We start from the raw sequence: 23,037 nt of genomic DNA, 5'->3' as shown, positions 1-23,037 counted from the left end.
TGAAACAGTGACTTCTGCAGTCCGCCTCTTGTGGCACGATGCGCGTCCGCGATCAATCGAAACGCTTCGTTAACCTTAACGGCTCCGATCCGTGAACAATCGTTAATGCCGCTGGCATGCAACCTGCTCCGTCCGGCATGTAGCACTCCGGAGGTCGCCCCGTTGTGCGCAGATGAGACAAAAAAGCGAATGCAGGCATGAGTGGGGACGTATGAAACAGAAATCCACGGTTGCCCTGTTCCAGTACTGGGACAGGTTGCGCAGCGGACGAACCGCTCCGAAAAGAACCGAGATCGAGCCGGCCGACATCAAGACGATGCTGGCCGACACGTTCATCCTTGAACGGGACCTGCGTGGGGACGCGGTGTTCCGTCTGGCCGGGACGCGGCTGTGTGCCGCCTTCGGCCGGGAACTGAAGGGCTTTGCGTTCGCATCGCTGTTCGGCCATGCCGACCAGGGCATGGCGGCCGAGCTCGCGCGGGGCGGGTTCGCCAGGAAGGCCGTGTCGGTCGCCATCGTCCAGGGCATGACCAGGCAGGGACGCACCCTGGAGTTCGAACTCTTGCTCCTGCCGCTGGACAGCGGCAGCGAGAGCCCGCGCGCGCTCGGTTCGATCTGTCCGTTTGACAAGCCGTTCTGGCTGGGCGCCGATCCGGTCGTGGAATGCGCGATCGCCACCACCAGGGTGATCGATCCCGCGCGGGAGGCCGCCTTCCTCCCGACAGAAGCGCTGCTGGCCGCCCCTCCCCTCGTTCCGAGCGACGAAAACCTCGCCTCGCAGGAGGGCGCGCGGCGCCGAAGGTTCCGTCATCTCGTCGTCATCGACGGGGGTCGGGGCGAATAGGTTTGATGGCTAATGTTCCGTTTGTTTGTTCAGATTTTCCCTTCCCGGCTTACCGACTGTTAACTCCTGCGGCGATACGGTGAAGGTAGCCTTTCTCGACCGGGCACAGCGGAACAGGTAAGCGATAATCGAGATGACGTTAGCGGCGACAGACATCACGCCGTCCAGGGCCGAAAGGCGCTATTTCCAGCGTGTGCGCGTCAAGGTATACGGGCGCTTCATGCTGGAGGACCGCACCGAACATCCCTGTCAGGTGATCGACATGTCGCCGGGCAATGCCCTGCTGCGTGCGGACCGCATGGGTGACCTCGGCGAAAGGATCATCGCCTACATCGATCACATCGGGCGGATCGAAGGGGTGGTCACGCGGCAGGTCGACGACGGCTTCGCCATGACCATCATCGCCTCCGACCGCAAGAAGGACAAGCTGGCCGCGCAATTGACGTGGCTTGCCAACAAGCACGAACTCGACCTGCCAGAGGACCGTCGCCACGAACGCGTCCTGCCGCGCAATCCTATGAGCGAACTGCATCTCACGGATGGGCGCAACTACCCTTGCCGCATCGTCGACCTGTCGCTTTCCGGCGCCGCCATCGAGATCGACGTGAAACCGGCCCTCGGAACGCCGGTCACCCTGGGCACGATGCGCGGACGCGTCGTCCGTCACTTCGAGGACGGCGTCGCCGTGGAGTTCGCCTCCCTCCAGCGTCCCGACACGATCGAGACGGATCTCAGCCCTCCCGTACACCAGTAGGCCTCTCGGCTGCTCCTGTACCTGCGTCGCGCCGAAAGCCGCGATCGCATCCCCTTGCCCGCTCTTCCTCTTGCGCTCCGCCCCGGGTGTCGCCGGCGATAAGGATAGCGCGTCCTGTAGCGGCAGCCGGCTTCGCCCGCGAAACGATCAAATTTTAGATAAATTGAATTACAGTTTTATTCTTGTTTCTATCAGATCAGAACAGGTCTTTACTTAAATTCGCACGCTCCACTTCGCCTGAAATAAATCGGTCTCTGCCATTCTACTCTCGGAACGGGGAGAAATCGCAATGGGAATGCGGGGACAAAGGCTGGCGCTCTGGACGGCAGCGCTGATGATTGCGGGAAGCTTCGGCGCGGTTGCGAGCGAACCCTTCATGGCCATCGGCGGCCGCACGACCCAGCCGGTCGGCCACTACGAATTCTGCCGCCGGCTGCCGGCCGAATGCACGGTACGCACCGCACGGCCGCATCCGGTGGAACTGTCGCGGAAGCTCTGGAAGGAAATCATCCAGATCAACCATGCGGTCAACACCCAGGTCGCGCCGCTGACGGACTACGAGATGTGGGGCCGCGAGGAATTCTGGTCCTATCCCGATACCGTCGGCGACTGCGAGGACTACGTCCTCGAAAAGCGGCGCCGACTGATGGCGATAGGCGTGCCCGCGTCCAATCTGCTGGTCACGGTCGTGCGCCAGCCGAACGGCGACGGCCATGCGGTCCTGACGGTCGAGACGCATCTCGGGGACTTCGTCCTCGACAATCTCGAAGCGCTCGTCCTGCCCTGGTCCGAGACGAACTACAGTTTTCTCAAACGTCAGTCCTCGCGCAATTCCGGCGAGTGGGTTTCCATACAGGACGGCCGCAGCACGTCGGTCGCCAGCGTTCAGTAGAGGTTCCCGGTCGAGTCCCCACCCTCCCCGTCCCCAACGACCGGGCACACGGAGCCGGCCCTTTGTCCCCAGGGCCGGCTCCAACTTTTTTGGGGGAGCTTCAGACGGCGGTGAGGCCCTTCAGGAAACGACGGCCGTTCTCGACGTAGTGGGCCGCAGACCAGCGCAGCAGTTCGACGGCCTTGTCGTCGAGTTCGCGGATAGCCTTGGCGGGCGAGCCGACGATCAGCGAGCGCGGCGGAAACACCTTGCCTTCCGTGACGAGTGCGCCAGCCCCCACCAGCGAATCTTCCGCGATGCGGGCGCCATTGAGCACGATGGCGCCCATGCCGATCAGGCTGTTGTCGCCGATGGTGCAGCCGTGCAGCATGGCGCGGTGGCCGATGGTGCATCCCTTGCCCACCACGAGCGGAAATCCCAGGTCGGTGTGCATCACCGTGTGTTCCTGCACGTTGCTGTCTTCGCCGATCTCGATGTCCTCGTTGTCGCCGCGCAGCACCGCGCCGAACCAGATGCCGGCGTTGCGGCCGAGCCTGACCTTTCCCACCAGCGTCGCGTCCGGCGCGATCCAGTTGGATGCCCGGTCGTCGAACTCCGGAGAGTTTCCGTCGAGTGCATAGATCGGCATTCAGCCTTCTCCCGTCTTCCGCGAATGTCAGGCCTTAAAGAGCAGATCGGACAGGAAGAATGCAACGTCCAGCACGACGATGCCGGTCAGAAAGACCCAGGTCAGCGAAAGCAGGACGCAGCTGAAGAGGGAGGGAACGCCGATCCGCCGCTCGCGCAACGCCGATGCCGCCTCGTTGACCAGCATGAAGGGTCCGGTCACGGCGGTCATCCAGAGCGACCGCACCACGTGTTCGCGAGACACGAATGGATCGGAGAAGGCAAGCCTGCGGCCGCCCCACATCTCGAGCACGGTCCCGCCGATCCCGGAGAACACCAGGCCGGAGAGGAACACGAAGGAGACCAGCCAGATGCCCACCATTTTTACCGTCCCTTTACCATAGTAGTCCCAAGGTCAGGCGACTCGCAAGATCCATGCCGCCGGGCTGTCCCGGATCGGCACTCGCAAAATCGCTCGGGAAAGCCAAGTTGCCGACAGCCGCTTCCGACACGCAATCCACAGCCGCTTTCGGCGAAGGTTTCGTCCTGAAGGTGTTCGCGGTCTTCGCCGCGATGGCCGTCCTGTCGGCCCTGATCAGCATCGGCGGCCGATATGTCGGGGGCTCGATCGCTCTCGGCGGTCACTCCGAAGACCAGACGCTGCGCGAGATCGTGATCGGCAACAACGTCCTGGTCGTGCAGTCCAACGCAATCCGCTTCGAGAGCGAAAGGCGCGACGGCGTGGCGGCGGGGTTGCACCTCTACCTGAAATGGCCGGAAATGAAGGGATACCGCGCCGATTTGCGCGACGACTTCAACAATGTGGGCGGTGCCCGCAACATCCTGTTCCTGACGTTCGAACCGAGGATGATGTCGCGCGACATGAGCGGCCGGCTGGAACCGATCTACAGGTCGCTCGTGCGTACTCCCGGCAGGGCGGGACCCGCCGGGCTGACGTTCTACGACTTCATCGAGAAGTCGGGCTACATGGACGAGATGCTGGTCGTCGGTCCGGAAGCGCCGGGCTCAGGAACCTTCACGGCGCGATGCCTGACGGGGGCGGCGGCGGAGCAGTCGCTGGCCGGCTGCGAGCGCGACATTTTCGTGGGCGACGATCTCGCGCTGGTCTACCGCTTTCCGTCCAGCCTGCTCGCGGACTGGCGGAGGATCGACGCCGCCATCATGGCCTTTTCGAAGGCAACGATCAGGACCGGACCCTGATCCGGGTCGACCTCACTGCAGGTCGACGTCGAGGATCGCCATCGAGAAATTGTAGGAGAGCTCGCCTTCCTCTTCATCCTTGAAGATGATGCCGAGGAATTCGTCGCCGACGTAGAGTTCGCAGGAATCGTCCTTGCGCGGGCGCGCCTTCACCTCGAGGGTGGGATTCTGGAACGTGCGTTTGAAATAGGCGTCTAGCTTCCTGATTTCTTCGGCTTTCAATCGACTTCTCCCGGTCGCTGGGGCTGCGCGGCGTCGCGCCGCATTGGCGGCGCTTCTGACACGCGCACCTCGCGGATGTAAACCCCGAACGCCCCGAAAGGCCCGAGGTTCACTCGGCGGATCACTCCTCGCCGCTGAGCAACTGATCCATCGCGCGGGAAGGCTCGTTGCAGCCGGCGTCCCCGACGATGCGCGCCGGCACCCCGGCAACCGTCTTGTTGTTCGGCACGGACTTGAGAACGACCGAACCGGCGGCAACCTTCGTGCAATGGCCGATCTCGATGTTGCCGAGGATCTTGGCCCCCGCACCGATGAGGACGCCGTGCCTGATCTTGGGATGCCGATCGCCCCCCGCCTTGCCGGTGCCGCCCAGCGTCACGCCATGGAGCATCGAGACGTTGTCTTCCACGACCGCCGTCTCTCCGATCACCAGGCCGGTGGCATGGTCGATGAAGATGCCCTTGCCCAGCTTCGCCGCTGGGTTGATGTCGGTCTGGAAGACGGCCGACGAACGGCTCTGCAGATAGAGCGCGAAGTCCCGGCGACCCTCGTTCCACAGCCAGTGCGCCAGGCGATGCGTCTGGATGGCGTGGAAGCCCTTGAAGTAGAGCACGGGCATGATGAACCGGTCGCAGGCCGGGTCGCGATCGTAGTAGGCCTGGATGTCGACCCGCACCACTGCGCTCCAGCCGGGATTGGCGCGATGCATGGTCTCGAACGTCTGGCCGATCAGGTTGGCCGGCAGGTCGTTGTGCCCCAGCCTCTCGGCGATGCGGTGGATGACCGCGCCCTCGAGGGAATCATGATTGAGAATCGTCGAATAGAGGAAAGCGGCCATCAGCGGGTCGCGCTGGACGGTGGCCTCGGCCTCCTGGCGCACCGAATCCCAGATGGGATCGACGGGATGGATCTCGCTGGACCGGATGCTGCGTGTGCTCATGCCTTCGCTCCCTTCGCTCCCGGCTTGTCGAGGCGCGGAACTTACGCCAGAACCGCTCGCCATAGAACTGCAATTTCCTCAACGCTTCTTCAATTGGATTGAAATGGCCGAGAATCAAGCCGCACTGGAACGCCGCATAGCGGTAGCCCGCAACGATGACGGTGTTGTTACCATAACGATCGACAGGCCGGAAAAGAAGAACGCGCTGACGTTCGACATGTGGCGGGCGCTGGCCGCCGCGGTCTGTGCTGCGGGCGAGGATGCGGCGACACGGGCGATCGTGCTGCGCGGTGCCGGCCGAGATTTCTCCGCCGGAGCCGATATCGGCGAATTCTCCGAACTGCGCGCCGATGCCGACACCGCGCGCCGCTACGAGGCGGCGAATTCGGCCGCCTTCGCCGCCATCCGCAATGCGCCCGTTCCCACCATCGCGGCGATCTCGGGCATCTGCTTTGGCGGCGGCTTCGGTATCGCGGCGGCCTGCGACATCCGCATCGCGACGGAGGACGCGCTTTTCTGTGTGCCCGCCGCCCGGCTCGGCCTCGCCTATCCGGTCGACGCCATGCAGGACATCGTGCATTCGGCCGGCATCCAGATGGCGCGCTATCTCGCCTATTCCACCGACCGCCTCGGCGCACGGGAGGCCAGGCAGGCCGGCCTCCTCCTGGAGGTCGTTGCCGATCTCGCAGCACTCGAAACCCGGGCCGGAGAGATCGCCGGCAAGATCGCGCAAAACGCGCCGCTGTCCGTGCGCGCCTCCAAGGCAGCCATCCGGGCCGTGCTGACGAACGAGCCGGCCGACAGGAAGCGTGCGGAGGAACTCGGCACCCTCACCTTCGACAGCCGCGACTACGGCGAGGGCCGGGAAGCCTTCCGGCAGAAGCGACCGCCCCGTTTCGAGGGCCGATAGAGGCGCCGGGCGGCGCGCCGCTTGCCCTTCCGGAACCGCAACCGTCCCGGTGAGCGCATCCCCGCTATCCACACCTCAGCCCACAACATCTAGCGTCACGAAGCTGTCGCGAAACGAGCCCTTGACGCCTTCGGGCGAGTCGCTTTTTATAGGTCATGCGCTCGCGTTTCGAGGGCGCGGCCGGTGCGTTGAAGACTGGTCATTTTTCCTGATTTTGGTGCGTGGGGTCCGTTTTCCGCCTGTTGCGAGGCTGGCGGAGAGATGGCGGCTTTGTCTGGCTCGTGGGGACGAGCGACAAATTTTAGAGGTGGCGTAAATCTCTTGTTAACACTATATTTAGTGTTTGCGCCCACCCTTGGTACTAGATACGGCTTCTTTCGCTTGAAGAGGGGACTCGTGTCGAGCGTGAGATCGGAACCCGCGAGGGGTTCGTCGGAGACCGGGGCGGTGCCAGCGTAACGGCGGTGTCCATGTCCATCAGGCGACAAACTGCGGAAGGAGAGCCGGGCGTCCCGCGGGAGGCCCGGATGCGGCGGACATTTGCCTTCGAGACGGCCATGGATGGCCTGTGGAAAAGGCTCTATATTTAGGGATCAGAGGGACTTCAGATGCGCATCGAACGGCGGTTCACGAAGGAAGGTCATGGCGAGCGGGCGGCCTATGCGGAAATCGCATTCCGCAAGGCGGTCAGCGAAATCCGCAACCCGGACGGCTCGATCGTCTTCCGGCTCGCGGACATCGACGTCCCGGCACAGTTCAGCCAGGTGGCGACCGACGTGCTGGCGCAGAAATATTTCCGCAAGGCCGGCGTCCCTGCGCGCCTGAAGAAGGTCGAGGAGACCTCCGTCCCCTCCTTCCTGTGGCGCTCCGTCGCCGACGAGGCCGAACTCGCCAAGCTGCCGGAGGACGAGCGCTACGTGTCCGAGACCGACGCGCGCCAGGTCTTCGACCGGCTCGCCGGCACCTGGACCTACTGGGGCTGGAAGGGCGGCTACTTCGACACCGAGGAAGACGCCCGCGCCTTCCGCGACGAACTCGCCTACATGCTCGCCACCCAGCGCGTCGCGCCCAACTCGCCGCAGTGGTTCAACACCGGCCTGCACTGGGCCTACGGCATCGACGGTCCCGGCCAGGGCCACTTCTACGTCGATCCCTTCACCGGCAAGCTGACCAAGTCCAAGTCGGCCTACGAGCACCCGCAGCCGCATGCCTGCTTCATCCAGTCGGTCGCCGACGACCTCGTCAACGAGGGCGGCATCATGGACCTGTGGGTGCGCGAGGCGCGCCTGTTCAAGTACGGCTCGGGCACCGGCTCCAACTTTTCCCACCTGCGCGGCGAAGGCGAGAAGCTTTCGGGCGGCGGCCGCTCGTCCGGCCTCATGTCCTTCCTCAAGATCGGCGACCGTGCGGCCGGAGCCATCAAGTCGGGCGGCACCACGCGCCGCGCCGCCAAGATGGTCGTGGTCGACATCGACCATCCCGACATCGAGGACTACATCGACTGGAAGGTGCGCGAGGAGCAGAAGGTCGCCTCGCTCGTCACCGGCTCCAAGATCGTCAAGAAGCACATGTCCGCGGTCATGAAGGCCTGCATCAATTGCGAGGGGCCGGACGGCGACTGCTACGATCCCAACCGCAACCCGGCGCTGAAGCGCGCCATCAAGGATGCCAAGCGCGACGGCGTGCCGGAAAACTACGTCCAGCGCGTCATCCAGTTTGCGCGGCAGGGCTACACGGCCATCGAGTTCAAGACCTACGACACCGACTGGGACTCGGAAGCCTACCTGACGGTCTCCGGCCAGAACTCCAACAACTCCGTCTCGCTCAAGGACGACTTCCTGCGCGCGGTGGAAGCCGACGGCGACTGGAACCTGACCGCCCGCAAGGACGGCAAGGTGATGAAGACGCTCAAAGCCCGCGACCTGTGGGAGAAGATCGGCTATGCCGCCTGGGCCTCGGCCGATCCGGGCCTGCACTTCAACACCACCATGAACGACTGGCATACCTGCGCGTCGGCGGGCGCCATCCGCGCGTCGAACCCGTGCTCGGAATACATGTTCCTCGACGACACGGCCTGCAACCTCGCCTCCATCAACCTCCTGCCCTACCGGCAGCATGGCGGCGACATCGACATCGCGGCCTACGAGCACACGGTTCGCCTGTGGACCATCGTGCTTGAGATCTCGGTCATGATGGCGCAGTTCCCGTCGAAGGAGATCGCAAGACTCTCTTACGAGTACCGCACGCTTGGCCTCGGCTATGCCAACATCGGCGGGCTCCTGATGACCTCCGGCATTCCCTATGATTCGGACGAGGGTCGCGGCATCTGCGCGGCGCTCACCGCGCTGATGACCGGCGTCGCCTACGCCACCTCGGCGGAGATGGCCGGCCAGCTCGGTGCCTTCCCGGACTACGACCGCAATGCGCAGAACATGCTGCGCGTCATGCGCAACCACCGCCGGGCTGCCTATGGCGAACGCGACGGCTACGAGAAGCTGTCGGTCCACCCCGTCCCGCTCGTCGCCTCCGACCTCAAGCAGCCGGCGCTGGTCGAGCACGCGAAAGCCGCCTGGGACCGCGCCATCGAGCTCGGCGAGGAGCACGGCTACCGCAACGCCCAGGCGACGGTCGTCGCGCCCACCGGCACGATCGGGCTGGTCATGGACTGCGACACCACCGGCATCGAGCCCGACTTCGCGCTTGTGAAGTTCAAGAAGCTCGCCGGCGGCGGCTACTTCAAGATCATCAACCGCGCGGTTCCCGAAGCCCTGCGCACGCTCGGATATTCCGAAAGCCAGATCGCCGAGATCGAGGCCTATGCCGTCGGCCATGGCAATCTGAATCAGGCTCCGGCCGTAAACCCCTCGTCTCTCAAGGCAAAAGGCTTCACCGACGAGAAGATCGCGGCGCTAAACGGCGCGCTCAAGAGCGCCTTCGACATCAAGTTCGTCTTCAACCAGTGGACGCTCGGCGCCGACTGGGTGAAGGAGACCTTCGGCTTCACCGACGAGCAGCTTTCCGACGTCTCCTTCGAGATGCTGGCGGCCCTCGGCTTCTCGCGCAAGGACATCGAGGCCGCAAACATCCACGTCTGCGGGGCGATGACGTTGGAAGGTGCGCCGCACCTCAAGGCGGAGCACCTGCCGGTGTTCGACTGCGCCAACCCCTGCGGCAAGGTCGGCAAGCGCTTCCTGTCGGTCGACAGCCACATCCGCATGATGGCCGCCGCGCAGCCCTTCATCTCGGGCGCCATCTCCAAGACCATCAACATGCCCAACGACGCGACCGTCGACGACTGCAAGTCGGCCTACATGCTGTCGTGGAAGCTGGCGCTGAAGGCCAATGCGCTCTACCGCGACGGCTCCAAGCTCTCGCAGCCGCTGAATTCCTCGCTCATCGCCGACGATGACGACGAGGAGGATCTGGTCGAGGAACTCGTCGCGGCGCCGACCGCCGCGCGCGCGGCCATGGTCACCGAGAAGATCGTCGAGCGCATCATCGAGAAGGTGGTGCGCGACCGCGAAAAGCTGCCCAACCGCCGCAAGGGCTACACCCAGAAGGCGGTCGTGGGCGGCCACAAGGTCTATCTGCGCACCGGCGAATTCGACGACGGACGGCTCGGCGAGATCTTCATCGACATGCACAAGGAGGGCGCCGCCTTCCGCGCGATGATGAACAACTTCGCCATCGCGATCTCGCTCGGCCTGCAATATGGCGTGCCGCTGGAGGAATATGTCGAGGCCTTCACCTTCACCAAGTTCGAGCCGGCCGGCATGGTGCAGGGCAACGACGCCATCAAGAACGCCACGTCGATCCTCGACTACGTGTTCCGCGAACTGGCCGTCTCCTACCTGTCGCGCCACGACCTCGCGCATGTCGACATGTCCGACTTCTCCAACACCGCGCTCGGCAAGGGGATTTCGGAAGGCAAGTCGACGCCCTTCTCCAAGGGCCTGACGCGCGGCGCCTCGCCGGTGAAGCTCGTCTCGGGCGGCTCCGCCGCGACCGATCCGAAAGGCTCGGCCGCCCCGTCCCCCCAGCCGCTCCGCGTCGCGCCGACTGCGTTCTCCGGCTCCAACGTGAGGGCGATCTCGTCGGCCGCGGCCACCGTCACCGCGCTGAAGCCGACGATCTCGGAACTGCGCGAGGAGGCCGTCGCCTTCAAGCGCGACTACGAGGAGCGGGCGAAGGAACTCGCCGAGGACGTCGCCTTCGAGGAAACCGCCAACGCGGCATCCGCCACCGGCGAACTCTTCACCGACGCCGCAGCCAAGGAAGCCGCCGAAGCCAAGGCACTCGCCGCCGAACGCCGCGCCAAGGCTGTCATGCAGGGCTACACCGGCAACATGTGCTCGGAATGCCAGAACTTCACCATGGTGCGCAACGGCACCTGCGAGAAGTGCGACACGTGCGGGAGCACGAGCGGGTGCTCGTGACCTGACCTACGGCCTCGGCTCACGGCTCGCGACGAAGTTCGCCTGCCGTAAGCCGATGGCTGGAAACAGTCTGCACGCAAGGCAGCCACTGCCAGTATCAACCAACACGAAAGCCGGCCGCGCCACCGTGGCCGGCTTTTCTGTCGTTTGGGATGACGAAGCAGAGGAAGGTGACCACAGTTAGCGAAGCACCCCACTTTTCGTCATCCCAGGGCGAAGCCGGAGCGTTAGCGGAGGCGCAGACCCTGGGATCCAGGCCTGAAAATCGCGGGCGCGTGAGACGGTGCAGGAAACCGACATCTCCGCCACCTCACCCGTAACCAGCTCCCAGGCCTGGATCCTCGGCTCTCCCTTCGCTTCGCTACGGTCGGCCGAGGATGACTAAGCGGAGGGAGATGGAACAAGGTTAGCGCCGCCACCCCGACCTTCGTCATCCTGGGCGGAGCCGGAGCGAAGCGGAGGCGCAGACCCGGGATCCATTCCTGAGAATCGCGGCAGCGCGAGAGGGTGCAGGAAACCGCCACCTCACCTTCTTCACCTCGCAGGCCTGGAACCTCTCCCTCCGCTGCGCTCCGGTCGGCCGAGGATGACGACGCGGAGAGAGATGGACCAAGGTTGGCGCCGCCACCCCGACCTTCGTCATCCTGGGCGGAGCCGGAGCGAAGCGGAGGCGCAGACCCGGGATCCATTCCTGAGAATCGCGGCAGCGTGGGGCGGAGCAGGAAACCGACATCTCCGCCACCTCACCTTCTTCACCTCTCAGGCCTGGATCCTCGGCTCTCCCTCCGCTGCGCTACGGTCGGCCGAGGATGACTAAGCGGAGGGAGATGGACCAAGGTTAGCGCCCGCACCCCCACCTTCGTCATCCTGGGCGGAGCCGGAGCGAAGCGGAGGCGCAGACCCGGGATCCATTCCTGAGAATCGCGGCAGCGTGGGGCGGAGCAGGAAACCGACATCTCCGCCACCTCACCTTCTTCACCTCTCAGGCCTGGATCCCCGGCTCTCCCTTCGCTTCGCTCCGGTCGGCCGAGGATGACGAAGTCGAGGGAGACGCCGTTGCCAGCAGCAAGCCGACCATGGCTGCTACCAGCCCGTCCCGCGAAACAGTTCTTCCCAGTGCGGGTTCATGCTCTCGATCAGCGCGATCTTCCAGTCGCGGCGCCACCGCTTCAGCGACTTCTCGCGCTGGATGGCGTCGCGGATGTCGAAGTGTTCCTCGTACCAGACAAGCCGCGTGACCCGGTACTTCCCGGTGAAACGCGATCCCTCGCCGGACTTGTGCTCCGGGATACGGCGTCCGAGATCGCTGGTCACGCCGATGTAGATCGTCCCGCGCTTCTGGCTCGCGGTCATGTAGACGTAGCCGGTCATATGAGAAGCGTAGCGGAACCGCATGCGAGCGCAATCCGCACCCCCTTCGTCATCCCAGGGCGAAGCCAAGCGTTAGCGGAGGCGCAGACCCTGGGATCCAGACCTGAGAATCGCGGGAGCGTGAGACGGCGCAGGAAGCGCGCCCTCTCCGACACCCCACCCGTCACTACCTCTCAGGCATGGATCCTCGGCTCTCCCTGCGCTGCGCTCCGGTCGGCCGAGGATGACGACGCGGAAAGAGGCGACGCACGACATGATCGAGGGCGAAGCCTCGCGCGGCCTCTGCTAAGGTCCGGGCACCGACTACGGCTGCTTCTGACGCAGGTCGAAGCCTGCGCGGTCGGCAAGGTGCCACCGCGGCGGCATCCGATCGGTAAGCCGTAGGTTACATATCGGTCCTACTCGGCGGCCTCTCCGACCTGCCTTGCCTTGTGCAGCCGCTCGAACAGCCGGGCGACCGCCTCGGCTCCCGGGTCGTTGACGCCGGCGAGCCGATCCTGCGAGATGTAGCTGGCGCGGCCGGCCTTGGCCTTCTTCATCGAACCGGTGGCGTCCGCCCCCTGCCGGGCCGCCACGGCCGCCGCGCCGAGCCCCTCGGGGAGTGCTGCCAGCGCCGGCATCAGCGCATCCACCATGGTGCGGTCGCCGGGGCCGGCGCCACCCACCTGGCGTATCCGGTCGAGCCCGGCGCCGAGCGCGGAGATCCAGTCCTTGCCGCCGGCCGAGGCGTCGCCGGCCGCGGTGAAGAAAATCGCCAGCAGCACGCCCGACGATCCGCCCATGGTCTGGCTGAGTTCCATGCCGACCGCGCGGTAGAGCTGGGTGAGGTCGGCCAGCGGCAGCCGGTCGAGCGCGGCGACCAGCGCGCGCGCGGCCGTGGCGAGCGTCGAGCCCGTGTCGCCGTCGCCGGCCCGCACGTCGAGCGCGTTGAGATCCGCCTCGGCGGCGATCAGGATGTCGCAGCAGGCCTTGATGAGTTCCCGCTTGGCCGCGTTGGCCGACGGCATCGGCTGGATCGGCGTCAGCCCGTCCGGCAGCGGCAGGATCTCCACCCGGCCGAACGAGGCGAGCCCCGGCCAGGCCCACGGCACCACCGGCGCCAGCAGCGCCGTCTCGGCCTCCTTCGACAGCGGCAGGAGCGACAGCGAGAACCCCTGCATGTCGAGCGAGGTCATCATCGCGGCCGGCCCGACGATCCAGCGGATCTGCCCGGCGATGGTAGAGCGCGCCAGTTCCTCGGCCAGCACCGACATTTCCAGATGCGTGGCGCCGCCGAGATTGTTGAGCAGCGCGACGTGCGGGCCGGGCTTCATGCGCGGCGCCAGCCGGCCGATCACCGTTTCCATCGCCTGCCTGGCATCCTCGAAGCTCACCTGTTCGGCGCCCGCCTCGCCGTGGATGCCGAGGCCGAGTTCCGCGAAGCCGGAGCGGATGCGCTCGTCCTTCGGCGAACCGGGGATGGTGCAGGTATCGAGCGACATGCCGATCGAGACGACGCCATCGATGACGCGTTTCGCGGCCGCCGTCACGGCCTCCAGGCTCTCGCCGGCCTCGGCCAGCGCACCGGCGACCTTGTGCACGAACAGCGTGCCGGCCACGCCGCGCGCCTGCGGCAGGTCGGGCAGCGCCACGTCGTCGTCGACGATCACCATGTTGACGGCAAGCCCGAAGGCGCGGGCGCGCTCGGCCGCGAGCCCGAAATTCAGCCGGTCACCCGTATAGTTCTTCACGATCAGCAGGCAGCCCGCCTTGCCGGTGACGCTCAGGATGGCGGCGAGCACCGCGTCGACCGATGGCGAGGCGAAGACGTCGCCGCAGACCGCCGCCGTCAGCATACCCTGCCCCACGAAGCCGGCATGGGCGGGCTCGTGGCCGGAGCCGCCCCCCGACACGATCGCCACCTTCGACCTGTCCCAGTCGGTGCGCAACACCACCTTGATGTGCGGATAGCCGTCGAGCCGGGCGAGCCGCCCGCCCGAGCCGCGCAGGAGGCCGTCGATCGCCTCGACGACCAGGGCTTCCTTGCTGTTGATGAACTGCGTCATGCATCCCTCCTCAGATGACACGGTCGCCATGGGCGTCGAAATAGAGCGGCTCTTCTGGCCTCAGCGAGATCACGTCGCCGCCCCTGAGCGGCGTGTGCGGATCGGCGAGCGTGACCAGCGGATGGCCCTCGATGGCAAGGTGAAGCCGCGTCTGGTCGCCGAGATGTTCGACGCGCGTGACGCGGGCCTGCCGCCCCTCGCCTTCGCGGATATGCTCGGGTCTCAGGCCGATCCATTGCGCGCCCGCGGGTGCGGCTCCGAACAGTCCCGCCGGCAGCGTGTTGATGCGCGGCTGGCCGAGCCGGGTCGCCACGTAGACGCTGACCGGGTTTTCGTAGATCTCGCGCGGCGTGCCGAACTGGACCAGCCGACCGGCGTCGAGCACGCCGACATGGGTCGCCATCGTCATGGCCTCGATCTGGTCGTGGGTGACGTAGACGAGCGTCGAGCCGAGGTCGGACTGGATGCGCTTCAGTTCCACGCGCAGGTCGGCGCGCAGCTTCGCGTCGAGCGAACTCAACGGCTCGTCCATCAGGAAGACCTGCGGCTTGCGCACCAGCGCGCGGCCGATCGAGACGCGCTGCATCTCGCCGCCGGAGAGCGCGGTCGCCTTGTTGTCGAGCTTGTGGGCGATCTGCAGAACCTCGGCCACCTCGGCGACGCGCCGCGCGATCTGCGCCGGCGGCGTGTTCAGGATCGGCGATTTCAGCGGGAATTCGAGGTTCTGGCGCACCGTCAGGTGCGGATAGAGCGAATACTGCTGGAAAACCATGGCGATGTTGCGCTGCGCCGGGCTGTCGGCCAGCACGCTGCGCCCGTCGATCAGGATGTCGCCCGTGTCCGGTTGTTCCAGCCCGGCGATGAGGCGCAGCGTCGTCGTCTTGCCGGCGCCGGTCGGACCCAACAGGACGACGAAGGCGCCGTCGGGCACCGAGAGGTCCATGCCGTCGACCGCAAGCGTGTCGCCGAACCGCTTGGAGACGGAGGAGAGCACGACGTCAGCCATGCGCCTGCTCCGAGGTTTCGCGCCCGCGCACCGGCTCGCGATCGAGGGCCAGCGCCCGGCCGGTTTCGGCGTCGAACAGCGACAGCGTCTGCGTCACGAAGGAGAGGCCCACCCGTTCTCCCACCTTGACCACATCGGAGGAGGCGATGCGGGCCTTCAGGTCGCCGTTCGGGGTGTCGAGGGTGACGATCTGCGTCGTGCCGAGATACTCCACCGCGACCACCTCGCCCCGATAGGCGCCGTCGTCGTTGAGCCGGACGTGCTCCGGCCGCACGCCCAGCGCTGCCCGCGCGCCGCTCGTCGCCTCCAGCACCTGAGGCACCGGAACCTCCACGCCCGAGAGCCGCACCGCCCGGGCACCCAACGCTACCCGCTCGTCGAAGCGCAAAAAGTTCATGGGTGGCGAGCCGATGAAGTCGGCCACGAACATGGTCGCGGGAAAATCGTAGATGTCCTGCGGCGTGCCCCATTGTTCGACCACGCCCCGGTTCATCACGACGATCTTGTCGCCCATCTGCATGGCTTCGAGCTGGTCGTGGGTCACGTAGACCGTCGTGGCGCCCATGCGGTCGTGCAGGGCACGCAGTTCCTCGGCCATGCGCTCGCGGAACTCGGCGTCGAGCGCGCCGAGCGGCTCGTCCATCAGAAAGGCCTTCGGCTCGCGCACGATCGCGCGGCCGAGCGCGACGCGCTGGCGGTCGCCCGACGACAGGCCGCCGACGGGACGGTCGAGAATGTCCTCGATGCCGAGGATACCGGCCACCTCGCCGACGCGGCGGCGAACCTCGGCGCGCGGCATACCCTGGCTCACCAGCGGATAGGAGATGTTGCGCCGCACGTTCATGTGCGGATAGAGCGCGAACATCTGGAACACGAAGGCGATATCGCGTGCGCTCGCCGGCACCTGCGCGACGTCCTTGCCGTCGAGCAGGATCTGCCCCGAGGTCGGAAGCTCCAGCCCCGCGATCATGCGCAGCGTCGTCGTCTTGCCGCAGCCCGACGGGCCGAGCAGCATGAAGAACTCGCCGTCCTCGATGGTGAAGTCGGATTCCCGCACCGCGACGAAGTCGCCGAATTCCTTGCGCAGGTTGCGGATGACGATCTGGGCCATGTCAATTCCTCCGCTTCGATGCGTGATAGGTCAGCGCATCGGCGATGCAGGCGCGCAAGGCCGGCACATCGAGCGGTGCAGCTACCGGCACGACCACCGCGCGGTTGCCTTCGAAGGCCAGCCGGCCATCGAACCGGGTCCGCCAATGCTCGACCAGCGTGGTCTGGCAGTTGACCAGAAGCCGGACGTCGCCGCTGCTCCGGTCCCAGCCGATCCGCACCGTGGTGCCGGCGCGGCCCGGCAGATACGCAGGCTCGCCCCATTTCAGCGTCTCGACGAGCTTCACGCCATCAATGCTTGCCGCCGCCTCTTGCACCAGCGCGCGCAGCGCCAGCGCCTGGTCGCGGATCGGCTCGGGCATCCGCGCGAAGACCTCCGCGACCTCGGGGGACGGCGCGGCGGTCATCCCTCGCCCTCCGGAAAGTGGCTGACGATGATGAACGAGACCGTGCCCACCAGCGTGACGAGGAAGGACCAGGAATAGGCCCACATGAAGAATGGCTGCATCAGCATCACCACGCCGACGCCGATCGTGATCGACGCCGCCATCTCCCACGGCCCGCGAACGAAGATCCGCTGTGCCGGGTGAATGCGATAGCGTGCCTTTGGCCGTTCGCCGGAGGCCGCCGCATCCGGCGGCGGCAGGGACTTTTCGGCGTCGCGTTCCGCCTTCGTCAGCGTGTCGTCCGGGGAAAAAGGCTGTCTCATTTGCGCACCGCCCCGAATGTGATGCCGCGCAGCAGGTGCTTTCGCAGGAGGATGGTGAACACCATCACCGGGATCAGGAACAGCGTGGTGCCGGCGGCGACCGCGGGCCAGTCCTTGCCGATGCCGATGATGGTCGGAATGAACGGCGGCGCGGTCTGCGCCGTGCCGGAGGTCAGCAGCACCGCGAAGGCGTATTCGTTCCACGAGAAGATCAGGCAGAAGATCGCGGTCGAGGCGATGCCGGTTGCTGCCTGCGGCAGCACGACCTTGTAGAACGCCTGGAAACGCGAATAGCCGTCGATCAGCGCCGCCTCCTCGTATTCGCGCGGGATCTCGTCGATGAACCCCTTCAGCAGCCAGACCGCAAGCGAGATGTTCACCGCCGTATAGAGCAGGATCATGCCGAGATGCGTGTCCGAAAGCCCGAGCGTGCGGAACATCAAAAAGATCGGGATCGCCACGGCAATCGGCGGCATCATCCGGGTGGAGAGGATGAAGAACAGGAGGTCGTCCTTCAGCGGCACCTTGAAACGCGAGAAGGCGTAGGCCGCCAAGGTGCCAAGGAAGATAGACAGGAAGGTCGAGCCGAAGCCAATGATGACGGAGTTCAGGAACCTTTCGCCGAACCGGGACGGTCCGGAGATCACCATGTCGTACTGGCGCACGATGCGGTCGTACCAGGTCTGCGGCGGTCCCAGTTCCTCGAGCTGGTCGGGGTTCATGCGTGTGCGCGTGGTGAACAGGTTGACGTAACCCTCGAGCGTCGGCTCGAAGACGACCTTCGGCGGATAGGCAATGGCGTCGCTCGGCGACTTGAAACCCGTGGCGACGATCCAGAACAGCGGGACCAGCGTCACGATGGTATAGGCAGCCACGAGCAGGCCCGCGATCCACTTCTGCCGCGGAGACGCCTCCGTGATGGAATAGCCGCTCATCGCTGCTTCACCTTGTTCAGCGCCTTCACATAGATCGAGGCGAGGCCGAAGACGGTCACGAACAGGATGATGGCGTAGGCCGAAGAATAGCCGGTCCGCCACTTCTCGAAGGCCTCGCGCTTCAGGTTGATCGAGGTGAGTTCGGTGGTCGAGCCGGGTCCGCCGCCGGTGAGCAGCGTCACCATGTCGAACATCTTGAAGTTCTCGATGCCGCGAAAGAGCACGGCCAGCATCAGGAAGGGCAGCACCATGGGCACGGTAATGGTCCAGAACTGGCGCCAGGGCGAGGCGCGGTCGATGGCCGCGGCCTCGTAGATGTAGTCTGGGATGGAGCGCAGGCCCGCCAGGCAGATCAGCATCACGAACGGCGTCCACATCCAGGTGTCGACGATGACGATGGACCAGGGCGCCAACGAGACGTCGCCGATCATGGAGAAAGACGACGGATCGATGCCGGTCAAGAAGGAGACCACGTAATTGAATAGGCCGATCTGCGGCTGGTAGAGGAAGGTCCAGAAGTTACCCACCACGGCGGGCGACAGCATCATGGGCAGCACGATGATCGTGGTCCACAGATCGTTGCCCTTGAACTTCCGGTTGATCAGCCAGGCGAGCGCGAAGCCGATCGCCACCTGCAGGACGATGGTCCAGATCAGGAAATGCGCCGTCGCCTGCATCGACAGCCAGATGTCGCCGTCGGTGAGAATGCGGGTGTAGTTGCGGATGCCGACCCATTCCAGCTCCGCATTGGCCCGGTTGGCCCGGTAGTTGGTCAGGCTCAGCCGGATGGTCCAGACCAGCGGGAAGATGTTGATCGCAAGAAGCAGCGCAATGGTCGGGGTCACGAAGATCCAGGCCAGCGCCCTGTCCGACAGTCCCCGCGCGCGCGATGCGATGGCAGGCGGTGTGGCGAAGGCGACGCGCTCGATGGGGCTGTGTGTCATGTTCGTCTCTCTGCGGGGGCCGCCGGGTCCGCGCGCGGACCCGACGGTATCCTCAGGACTTGGTCGTCCTGTCAGAGCTTGCCTTCATCCTCGAAGGTCTCGGTCCAGTCCGCAACGAGGCCGTCGAGCGCCTCCTGCGACGTCCCCTGCCCGGCCACCACGTAGTCGTGGAAGCGCTTCTGCGCGTCCTGAAGGAGTGTGGCATAGGACGGCTCGGCCCAGAAGTCCTTCACGATCGCCATGGAGTCGAGGAAGGTCTGCGCGTAGGGCTGGCTCTGCGGGAAGTCGGGCGCGAGAGTCACCGCCTTCAGGCAGGAGAAGCCGCCCATCGACCACCACTTGGCCTGCACGTCGGGCTGGGCGAACCACTTGATGTACTCCAACGCCGCATCCTGCTTCGAGGAAGCGGCCACGACCGAGATGCCCTGCCCGCCGAGCTGGGCGAACTGTTCGCCGTCCGGACCGGCCGGGTTGGCGAAATACCCGGTCTTGCCGCGGCCGACGTCCATGTCGGTCTCGAAGCCCGGCCAGGTGAAGGCGAAGTTCATCTGCAGCGCCACCTGGCCCGATTTGAAGGCGTCGATGCCTTCGGACATGTAGGTGTTTGACGTGCCCGGCGCGACGCAGCAATCATAGAGCGCCTTGTAGTATTCGAGCCCCGCCACGGCGCCCGGACCGTTGACATAGCCTTCCATGTCATAGGGCTTGTCCGGGTTCTCGTACTTGAAGCCGAAGGAATAGAGCACGTCCATCGCGCCCATGGTGATGCCTTCCGAGCCGCGCTCCGTGTAGATCGAGGCACCGTAGACGGTCTTGCCGTCGATCTCGCGCTTCTGGAAGAATTCTGCGATGTCCTTCAGTTCGGCAAAGGTCTTGGGCACCGCGAGGTCGCGGCCGTACTTCTCCTTGAAGGCTGTCTGGATTTCAGGGCGCTCGAACCAGTCCTTGCGGTAGGTCCAGCCGACGACGTCGCCGAAGGCCGGCAGCGCCCAGTAGTTCGGCGTGTTCTTCGGCCATTCGGCGTATCCGGTCACGGTCGCGTCGATGAAGTCGTCCATCTTGATGCCGTTGGCATCGAAGAAGTCGTTCAGCTTCACGTACCAGCCGTTCTCGGCGGCGCCGCCGATCCACTGGCTGTCGCCGATCATCAGGTCGCAGAGCTGGCCGCCGGAGTTCAGCTCGTTCAGCATACGGTCGGCAAAGTTCGGCCATGGCACGAATTCGAAGCTCATCTTGTGGCCGGACTGCGCCTCGAAATCCTTCGAAAGCTCGACAAGGGCATTCGCCGGGTCCCAGGCGGCCCAGCAGAGGGTGAGGTCTTCGGCTTGCGCCGAATTCGCCGACAGCGCGGCCGTGATCGAGATGGCGGCGACTGCCGCCAGATGGGCATGTTTCATGATGGATCCTCCCGAGTGGGTGCAAACGCAACGCCTACGCAGAGGAGACTAGATGAGGTACGTACCTCATGTCAATCGCGTTTCCGCAGGGGAATGTTTCCATGCCTGGAGAGACAGTGGATACGGGGAATCAGGATAGGTTTTCGCGAACGACGATCTCGATGCGGATGCGTTCCTGCGCCGGAACGATCCCGACCCCGTCGCTCTTGGCCCGCAGGACGCGCAGCGCGCTTCTCACGACATGGCCGACGTCCTGGCTGACCACTGCATCGATGACACCGCTTCTAAGCGCCTCGCGCGTGACGCTCGTCAGTTCGTGCGCGACGATGGTCAGCTGGCGGGCGCGGTGGTGGGTCCGCAGGACCTCCACGAGCGCCCGGCTGCCATGGCCGACGGAGTAGATTCCGGTCAGATCCGGCCGCGCGTCGAGAACTTCCGAGACGACCCGGGCGGTGATCTCCTCGTCGTCGTGGCTTTCGAGCGACGGCAGGACCTCGATCTCGGGGAAGCTCTCGGCCATCACCTGGTCGAAGCCGAGACGTCGCTCGACATTGTCGCGAGCCTGCATGGAACTGACCAGAACCATCACGGATCCGCCGCTTTTTCCATGGAATTTGCCCATAAGGAACCCGGCCGTGCGCCCTCCGGCGATGTTGTCGATGCCGACGAAATGGTCTCTACCGGTGCTCGGGAGGTCCGAAACGAGCGCCACGATCGGCACCCCGTCGCTCTTCAGGCGCGCGATGGCATCGCGGACGTGCGGCGTTTCAGGCGCGAAGATCGCGACGCCGTCGGTGTTACCGGCGTTCAGGGTGCGCAGCGTGCGCACCAGCGCATGCGGATTGCCGGCGGGAAACGACAGGGTGCGGATCTCCGTGCGGTCGGCTGCGGAACTCCTGCCCGCCTCCGACAGCGCCTCGCGCAGGGTGGCGACAAACAGCTCCGGCGCCTCGGGCAGCACGAAGGCGAGCCGGTAGCGTCTCTGCCGCGCGAGGTTCGCCGCCGTCACGTCGCGCACGTAGCCGAGCTGGTCGATGGCGGCGTTGACGCGCTGGACGGTCTTTTCCGTCACGCCCGAACGGGCGTTCAGGACGCGGTCGACCGTGGCGAGGCTGACGCCCGCGGCTTTCGCGATGTCGTTGACTGTCGGACGCATCAAGAACCACTCCCAGGAGGGCGAATATCGGGCCTCGCGTGAGGTACGTCAATCATCCCGGGTTTCCCATCCGATCCCGCGCGCACCCGAAACGCGCTGCCTTGACGCGGAGAACTGGTCGGACCAAACTTCGCTCAAGAGCCCGGCAAAGGGCTCGTGGGAGGAAAACATGACCGCGATCAGGCTCTACCGGGGCAGGTTCGGGCATTTCTCGTTCCTGAACGCGGCCAGCGATCTGGTGACACATGCCCATCCCGAAAGCCACATCATCATGTGGCTCGACGGCGAACCGGGCCGCATTCAGGTCGGCACGCGCAGCGTTTCGCTGGGACCCGATTTCGCGGTCGGGATCAATTCCTTCGAGCCGCACAGCCACAGCTTTCCCGGCGGCGAACCGGGTCTTTTCCTGGCGCTCTACATCGAGCCGGACTGGGCGGCCGACCGTTTCGGTCTTCCCGTCGGTGCTCCGATTTTCCGCCATCCGGCGGTTCCGCTCGCGCCCGAACTGCGCGCAATGGCGCTCGGTTTCTTCCAGCAGCTTGCCGGCGGCGAGGAGCGGTTCGATCTGACGGCCTGCGAGATGGAGCGGCTGATCGACAGACTGGTCGCGGCTTCGCGGGCCGGGCGATCCTCCGGATTGCATCAGGCCGCGCGCCACCGGCATCTGGATTTCCGCGTGCGCAAGGCGATCGCGCTGATGCGCGCCAATCTCGCCGCCCGCATGAGCCTCGACGAACTGGCGCGCGCCGTCGGGCTGTCGCGCCCGCACTTCTTCTCGCTGTTCAAGCGCGAGACCAGGCTGACGCCGAATGTCTACTGGAACACGTTGCGCATGGAGGAGGCCCTGCGGCAGTTGCAGGGGTCGGAGGAATCGCTGACCGACCTCGCCTGCCATCTCGGCTTCACGACGCAGGGCAACTTCACCCGCTTCTTCCGCGACCACGCAGGTGTGCCGCCGACACTCTACCGGGAGGCGGCGCGGGTGGCGGCGTGACGGTTTTTCATACTCCTCGATAAGCAGCCGAGACGCATTGATAAGCGGCCCCGCCCGATCCGAATAGAGTGAGGCTCCCTGAATCGCGCGAGGAGCCGCCATGCCGTCCATCACGATCTCCAGCGTCATCGACGCGCCCATCGAGAAGGTCTGGGACCGCGTCCGCGACTTCAACGGCCTGCCGGACTGGCATCCGCGCATGGTCGAGAGCCACATCGAGGGCGGCAAGGCCTCAACCGACATCGGCTGCGTGCGCAACTTCAAGGTCGGCAGTGGCGCGACGATCCGGGAGAAGCTCCTCGCCTTCTCGGACGACGACCATCTCGTCACCTATTCGATCATCGAGCACCCGGCGCCGATCTCCAACCACACCGCGACCCTGAAGCTCGAACGCGTGACCGACGGCGACAGGACCTTCGCCGTCTGGACCTCCAGCTTCGACGCGCCGGAGGGCGAAGGGGAAACCATCGCCAATGGCATGGGTCAGAACGTCTTCCAAGGCGGCTTCGACGCGCTGAAAAGCCATTTCGCCAAGGCCTGAGGAG

The 23,037-nt window shown here is 65.4% G+C and carries 22 protein-coding genes; 8 read left to right on the top strand and 14 right to left on the bottom strand.

Annotated features, from left to right (window positions below; all coding sequences use genetic code 11):
- The first annotated feature begins 211 nt into the window (after positions 1 to 211).
- The 3 genes from BSQ44_RS11680 to BSQ44_RS11670 all read left to right on the top strand — a co-directional run bounded on the left by BSQ44_RS11680 (position 212) and on the right by BSQ44_RS11670 (position 2,490).
- Positions 212 to 844, top strand: coding sequence for a PAS domain-containing protein (locus BSQ44_RS11680; protein ID WP_072604254.1), 633 nt, complete (start codon positions 212 to 214; stop codon positions 842 to 844).
- 133 nt (positions 845 to 977) lie between these two features.
- Positions 978 to 1,598: a PilZ domain-containing protein gene (locus tag BSQ44_RS11675; protein ID WP_072604251.1), complete on the top strand. Its 621-nt coding sequence runs from the start codon at positions 978 to 980 to the stop codon at positions 1,596 to 1,598.
- A 334-nt stretch (positions 1,599 to 1,932) separates the two neighbouring features.
- Complete coding sequence (locus BSQ44_RS11670) at positions 1,933 to 2,490, top strand: transglutaminase-like cysteine peptidase (protein WP_235633422.1); 558 nt, start codon at positions 1,933 to 1,935, stop codon at positions 2,488 to 2,490.
- Between the two features lie 100 nt (positions 2,491 to 2,590).
- Here BSQ44_RS11670 and BSQ44_RS11665 read toward each other — a convergent pair whose 3' ends face one another.
- Positions 2,591 to 3,118, bottom strand: coding sequence for a gamma carbonic anhydrase family protein (locus BSQ44_RS11665; RefSeq protein ID WP_072604247.1), 528 nt, complete (start codon positions 3,116 to 3,118; stop codon positions 2,591 to 2,593).
- A 27-nt stretch (positions 3,119 to 3,145) separates the two neighbouring features.
- Positions 3,146 to 3,478, bottom strand: a complete 333-nt coding sequence (locus BSQ44_RS11660) for a DUF6949 family protein (protein WP_072604245.1) — start codon at positions 3,476 to 3,478, stop codon at positions 3,146 to 3,148.
- 107 nt (positions 3,479 to 3,585) lie between these two features.
- Here BSQ44_RS11660 and BSQ44_RS11655 point away from each other — a divergent pair, with 107 nt between their 5' ends.
- Entirely contained in the window at positions 3,586 to 4,317 is a 732-nt protein-coding gene (locus BSQ44_RS11655) for a hypothetical protein (protein ID WP_072604242.1), read from the top strand.
- A gap of 12 nt (positions 4,318 to 4,329) precedes the next feature.
- Here the strand turns inward: BSQ44_RS11655 and BSQ44_RS11650 are convergent, their stop codons facing one another.
- Both BSQ44_RS11650 and cysE read right to left on the bottom strand, forming a co-directional pair.
- Positions 4,330 to 4,539 carry a DUF3126 family protein gene (locus tag BSQ44_RS11650; protein ID WP_072604239.1) on the bottom strand — a complete coding sequence of 70 codons (210 nt, stop codon included), beginning with the start codon at positions 4,537 to 4,539 and terminating at the stop codon, positions 4,330 to 4,332.
- A gap of 121 nt (positions 4,540 to 4,660) precedes the next feature.
- The gene (gene cysE / locus BSQ44_RS11645) at positions 4,661 to 5,479 is read right to left on the bottom strand and encodes a serine O-acetyltransferase (RefSeq protein ID WP_072604236.1); all 819 of its coding nucleotides are present in this window, start codon (positions 5,477 to 5,479) and stop codon (positions 4,661 to 4,663) included.
- 103 nt (positions 5,480 to 5,582) lie between these two features.
- On the opposite strand from cysE, the gene BSQ44_RS11640 reads away from it, so the two are divergent.
- Together BSQ44_RS11640 and BSQ44_RS11635 are read left to right on the top strand one after the other, a co-directional pair.
- The gene (locus tag BSQ44_RS11640) at positions 5,583 to 6,389 is read left to right on the top strand and encodes an enoyl-CoA hydratase-related protein (RefSeq protein ID WP_072604233.1); all 807 of its coding nucleotides are present in this window, start codon (positions 5,583 to 5,585) and stop codon (positions 6,387 to 6,389) included.
- Positions 6,390 to 6,997: 608 nt separating this feature from the next.
- The gene (locus BSQ44_RS11635) at positions 6,998 to 10,825 is read left to right on the top strand and encodes a vitamin B12-dependent ribonucleotide reductase (protein WP_072604231.1); all 3,828 of its coding nucleotides are present in this window, start codon (positions 6,998 to 7,000) and stop codon (positions 10,823 to 10,825) included.
- Between the two features lie 1,083 nt (positions 10,826 to 11,908).
- Here the strand turns inward: BSQ44_RS11635 and BSQ44_RS11630 are convergent.
- The 10 genes from BSQ44_RS11630 to BSQ44_RS11585 all read right to left on the bottom strand — a co-directional run bounded on the left by BSQ44_RS11630 (position 11,909) and on the right by BSQ44_RS11585 (position 21,498).
- The gene (locus BSQ44_RS11630; RefSeq protein WP_072608015.1) at positions 11,909 to 12,196 is read right to left on the bottom strand and encodes a GIY-YIG nuclease family protein; all 288 of its coding nucleotides are present in this window, start codon (positions 12,194 to 12,196) and stop codon (positions 11,909 to 11,911) included.
- A 398-nt stretch (positions 12,197 to 12,594) separates the two neighbouring features.
- Positions 12,595 to 14,241, bottom strand: a complete 1,647-nt coding sequence (locus tag BSQ44_RS11625; RefSeq protein WP_072604228.1) for a dihydroxyacetone kinase subunit DhaK — start codon at positions 14,239 to 14,241, stop codon at positions 12,595 to 12,597.
- Between the two features lie 10 nt (positions 14,242 to 14,251).
- The gene (locus BSQ44_RS11620; protein ID WP_072604226.1) at positions 14,252 to 15,247 is read right to left on the bottom strand and encodes an ABC transporter ATP-binding protein; all 996 of its coding nucleotides are present in this window, start codon (positions 15,245 to 15,247) and stop codon (positions 14,252 to 14,254) included.
- On the bottom strand, positions 15,240 to 16,358 hold the full coding sequence (locus tag BSQ44_RS11615) for an ABC transporter ATP-binding protein (protein ID WP_072604223.1): 1,119 nt from the start codon (positions 16,356 to 16,358) through the stop codon (positions 15,240 to 15,242). Before BSQ44_RS11615 ends, BSQ44_RS11620 begins: the two co-directional genes overlap by 8 nt.
- A 1-nt stretch (position 16,359) precedes the next feature.
- On the bottom strand, positions 16,360 to 16,764 hold the full coding sequence (locus BSQ44_RS11610; RefSeq protein ID WP_072604221.1) for a DUF1801 domain-containing protein: 405 nt from the start codon (positions 16,762 to 16,764) through the stop codon (positions 16,360 to 16,362).
- Positions 16,761 to 17,066: a hypothetical protein gene (locus tag BSQ44_RS11605; protein WP_072604219.1), complete on the bottom strand. Its 306-nt coding sequence runs from the start codon at positions 17,064 to 17,066 to the stop codon at positions 16,761 to 16,763. The genes BSQ44_RS11610 and BSQ44_RS11605 overlap by 4 nt, the downstream gene beginning before the upstream one ends.
- Positions 17,063 to 18,001, bottom strand: a complete 939-nt coding sequence (locus BSQ44_RS11600; protein WP_072604217.1) for a carbohydrate ABC transporter permease — start codon at positions 17,999 to 18,001, stop codon at positions 17,063 to 17,065. The genes BSQ44_RS11605 and BSQ44_RS11600 overlap by 4 nt, the downstream gene beginning before the upstream one ends.
- Positions 17,998 to 18,945: a carbohydrate ABC transporter permease gene (locus tag BSQ44_RS11595; protein WP_072604215.1), complete on the bottom strand. Its 948-nt coding sequence runs from the start codon at positions 18,943 to 18,945 to the stop codon at positions 17,998 to 18,000. Before BSQ44_RS11595 ends, BSQ44_RS11600 begins: the two co-directional genes overlap by 4 nt.
- A 71-nt stretch (positions 18,946 to 19,016) precedes the next feature.
- A complete protein-coding gene (locus BSQ44_RS11590) occupies positions 19,017 to 20,342 on the bottom strand; it encodes an ABC transporter substrate-binding protein (protein WP_072604212.1) in 1,326 nt (441 codons plus the stop codon).
- 130 nt (positions 20,343 to 20,472) lie between these two features.
- The gene (locus BSQ44_RS11585) at positions 20,473 to 21,498 is read right to left on the bottom strand and encodes a LacI family DNA-binding transcriptional regulator (RefSeq protein ID WP_072604209.1); all 1,026 of its coding nucleotides are present in this window, start codon (positions 21,496 to 21,498) and stop codon (positions 20,473 to 20,475) included.
- 169 nt (positions 21,499 to 21,667) lie between these two features.
- Here BSQ44_RS11585 and BSQ44_RS11580 point away from each other — a divergent pair, with 169 nt between their 5' ends.
- Complete coding sequence (locus BSQ44_RS11580; RefSeq protein WP_072604206.1) at positions 21,668 to 22,492, top strand: AraC family transcriptional regulator; 825 nt, start codon at positions 21,668 to 21,670, stop codon at positions 22,490 to 22,492.
- Positions 22,493 to 22,592: 100 nt separating this feature from the next.
- Complete coding sequence (locus BSQ44_RS11575; protein WP_072604204.1) at positions 22,593 to 23,033, top strand: SRPBCC family protein; 441 nt, start codon at positions 22,593 to 22,595, stop codon at positions 23,031 to 23,033.
- Positions 23,034 to 23,037: the final 4 nt, after the last annotated feature.

It is taken from the genome of Aquibium oceanicum, from assembly GCF_001889605.1.
GTDB lineage: Bacteria > Pseudomonadota > Alphaproteobacteria > Rhizobiales > Rhizobiaceae > Aquibium > Aquibium oceanicum.
The sequence above is the reverse complement of the archived record's forward strand: the minus strand, read 5'-3'. Positions and strand labels throughout refer to the sequence as shown.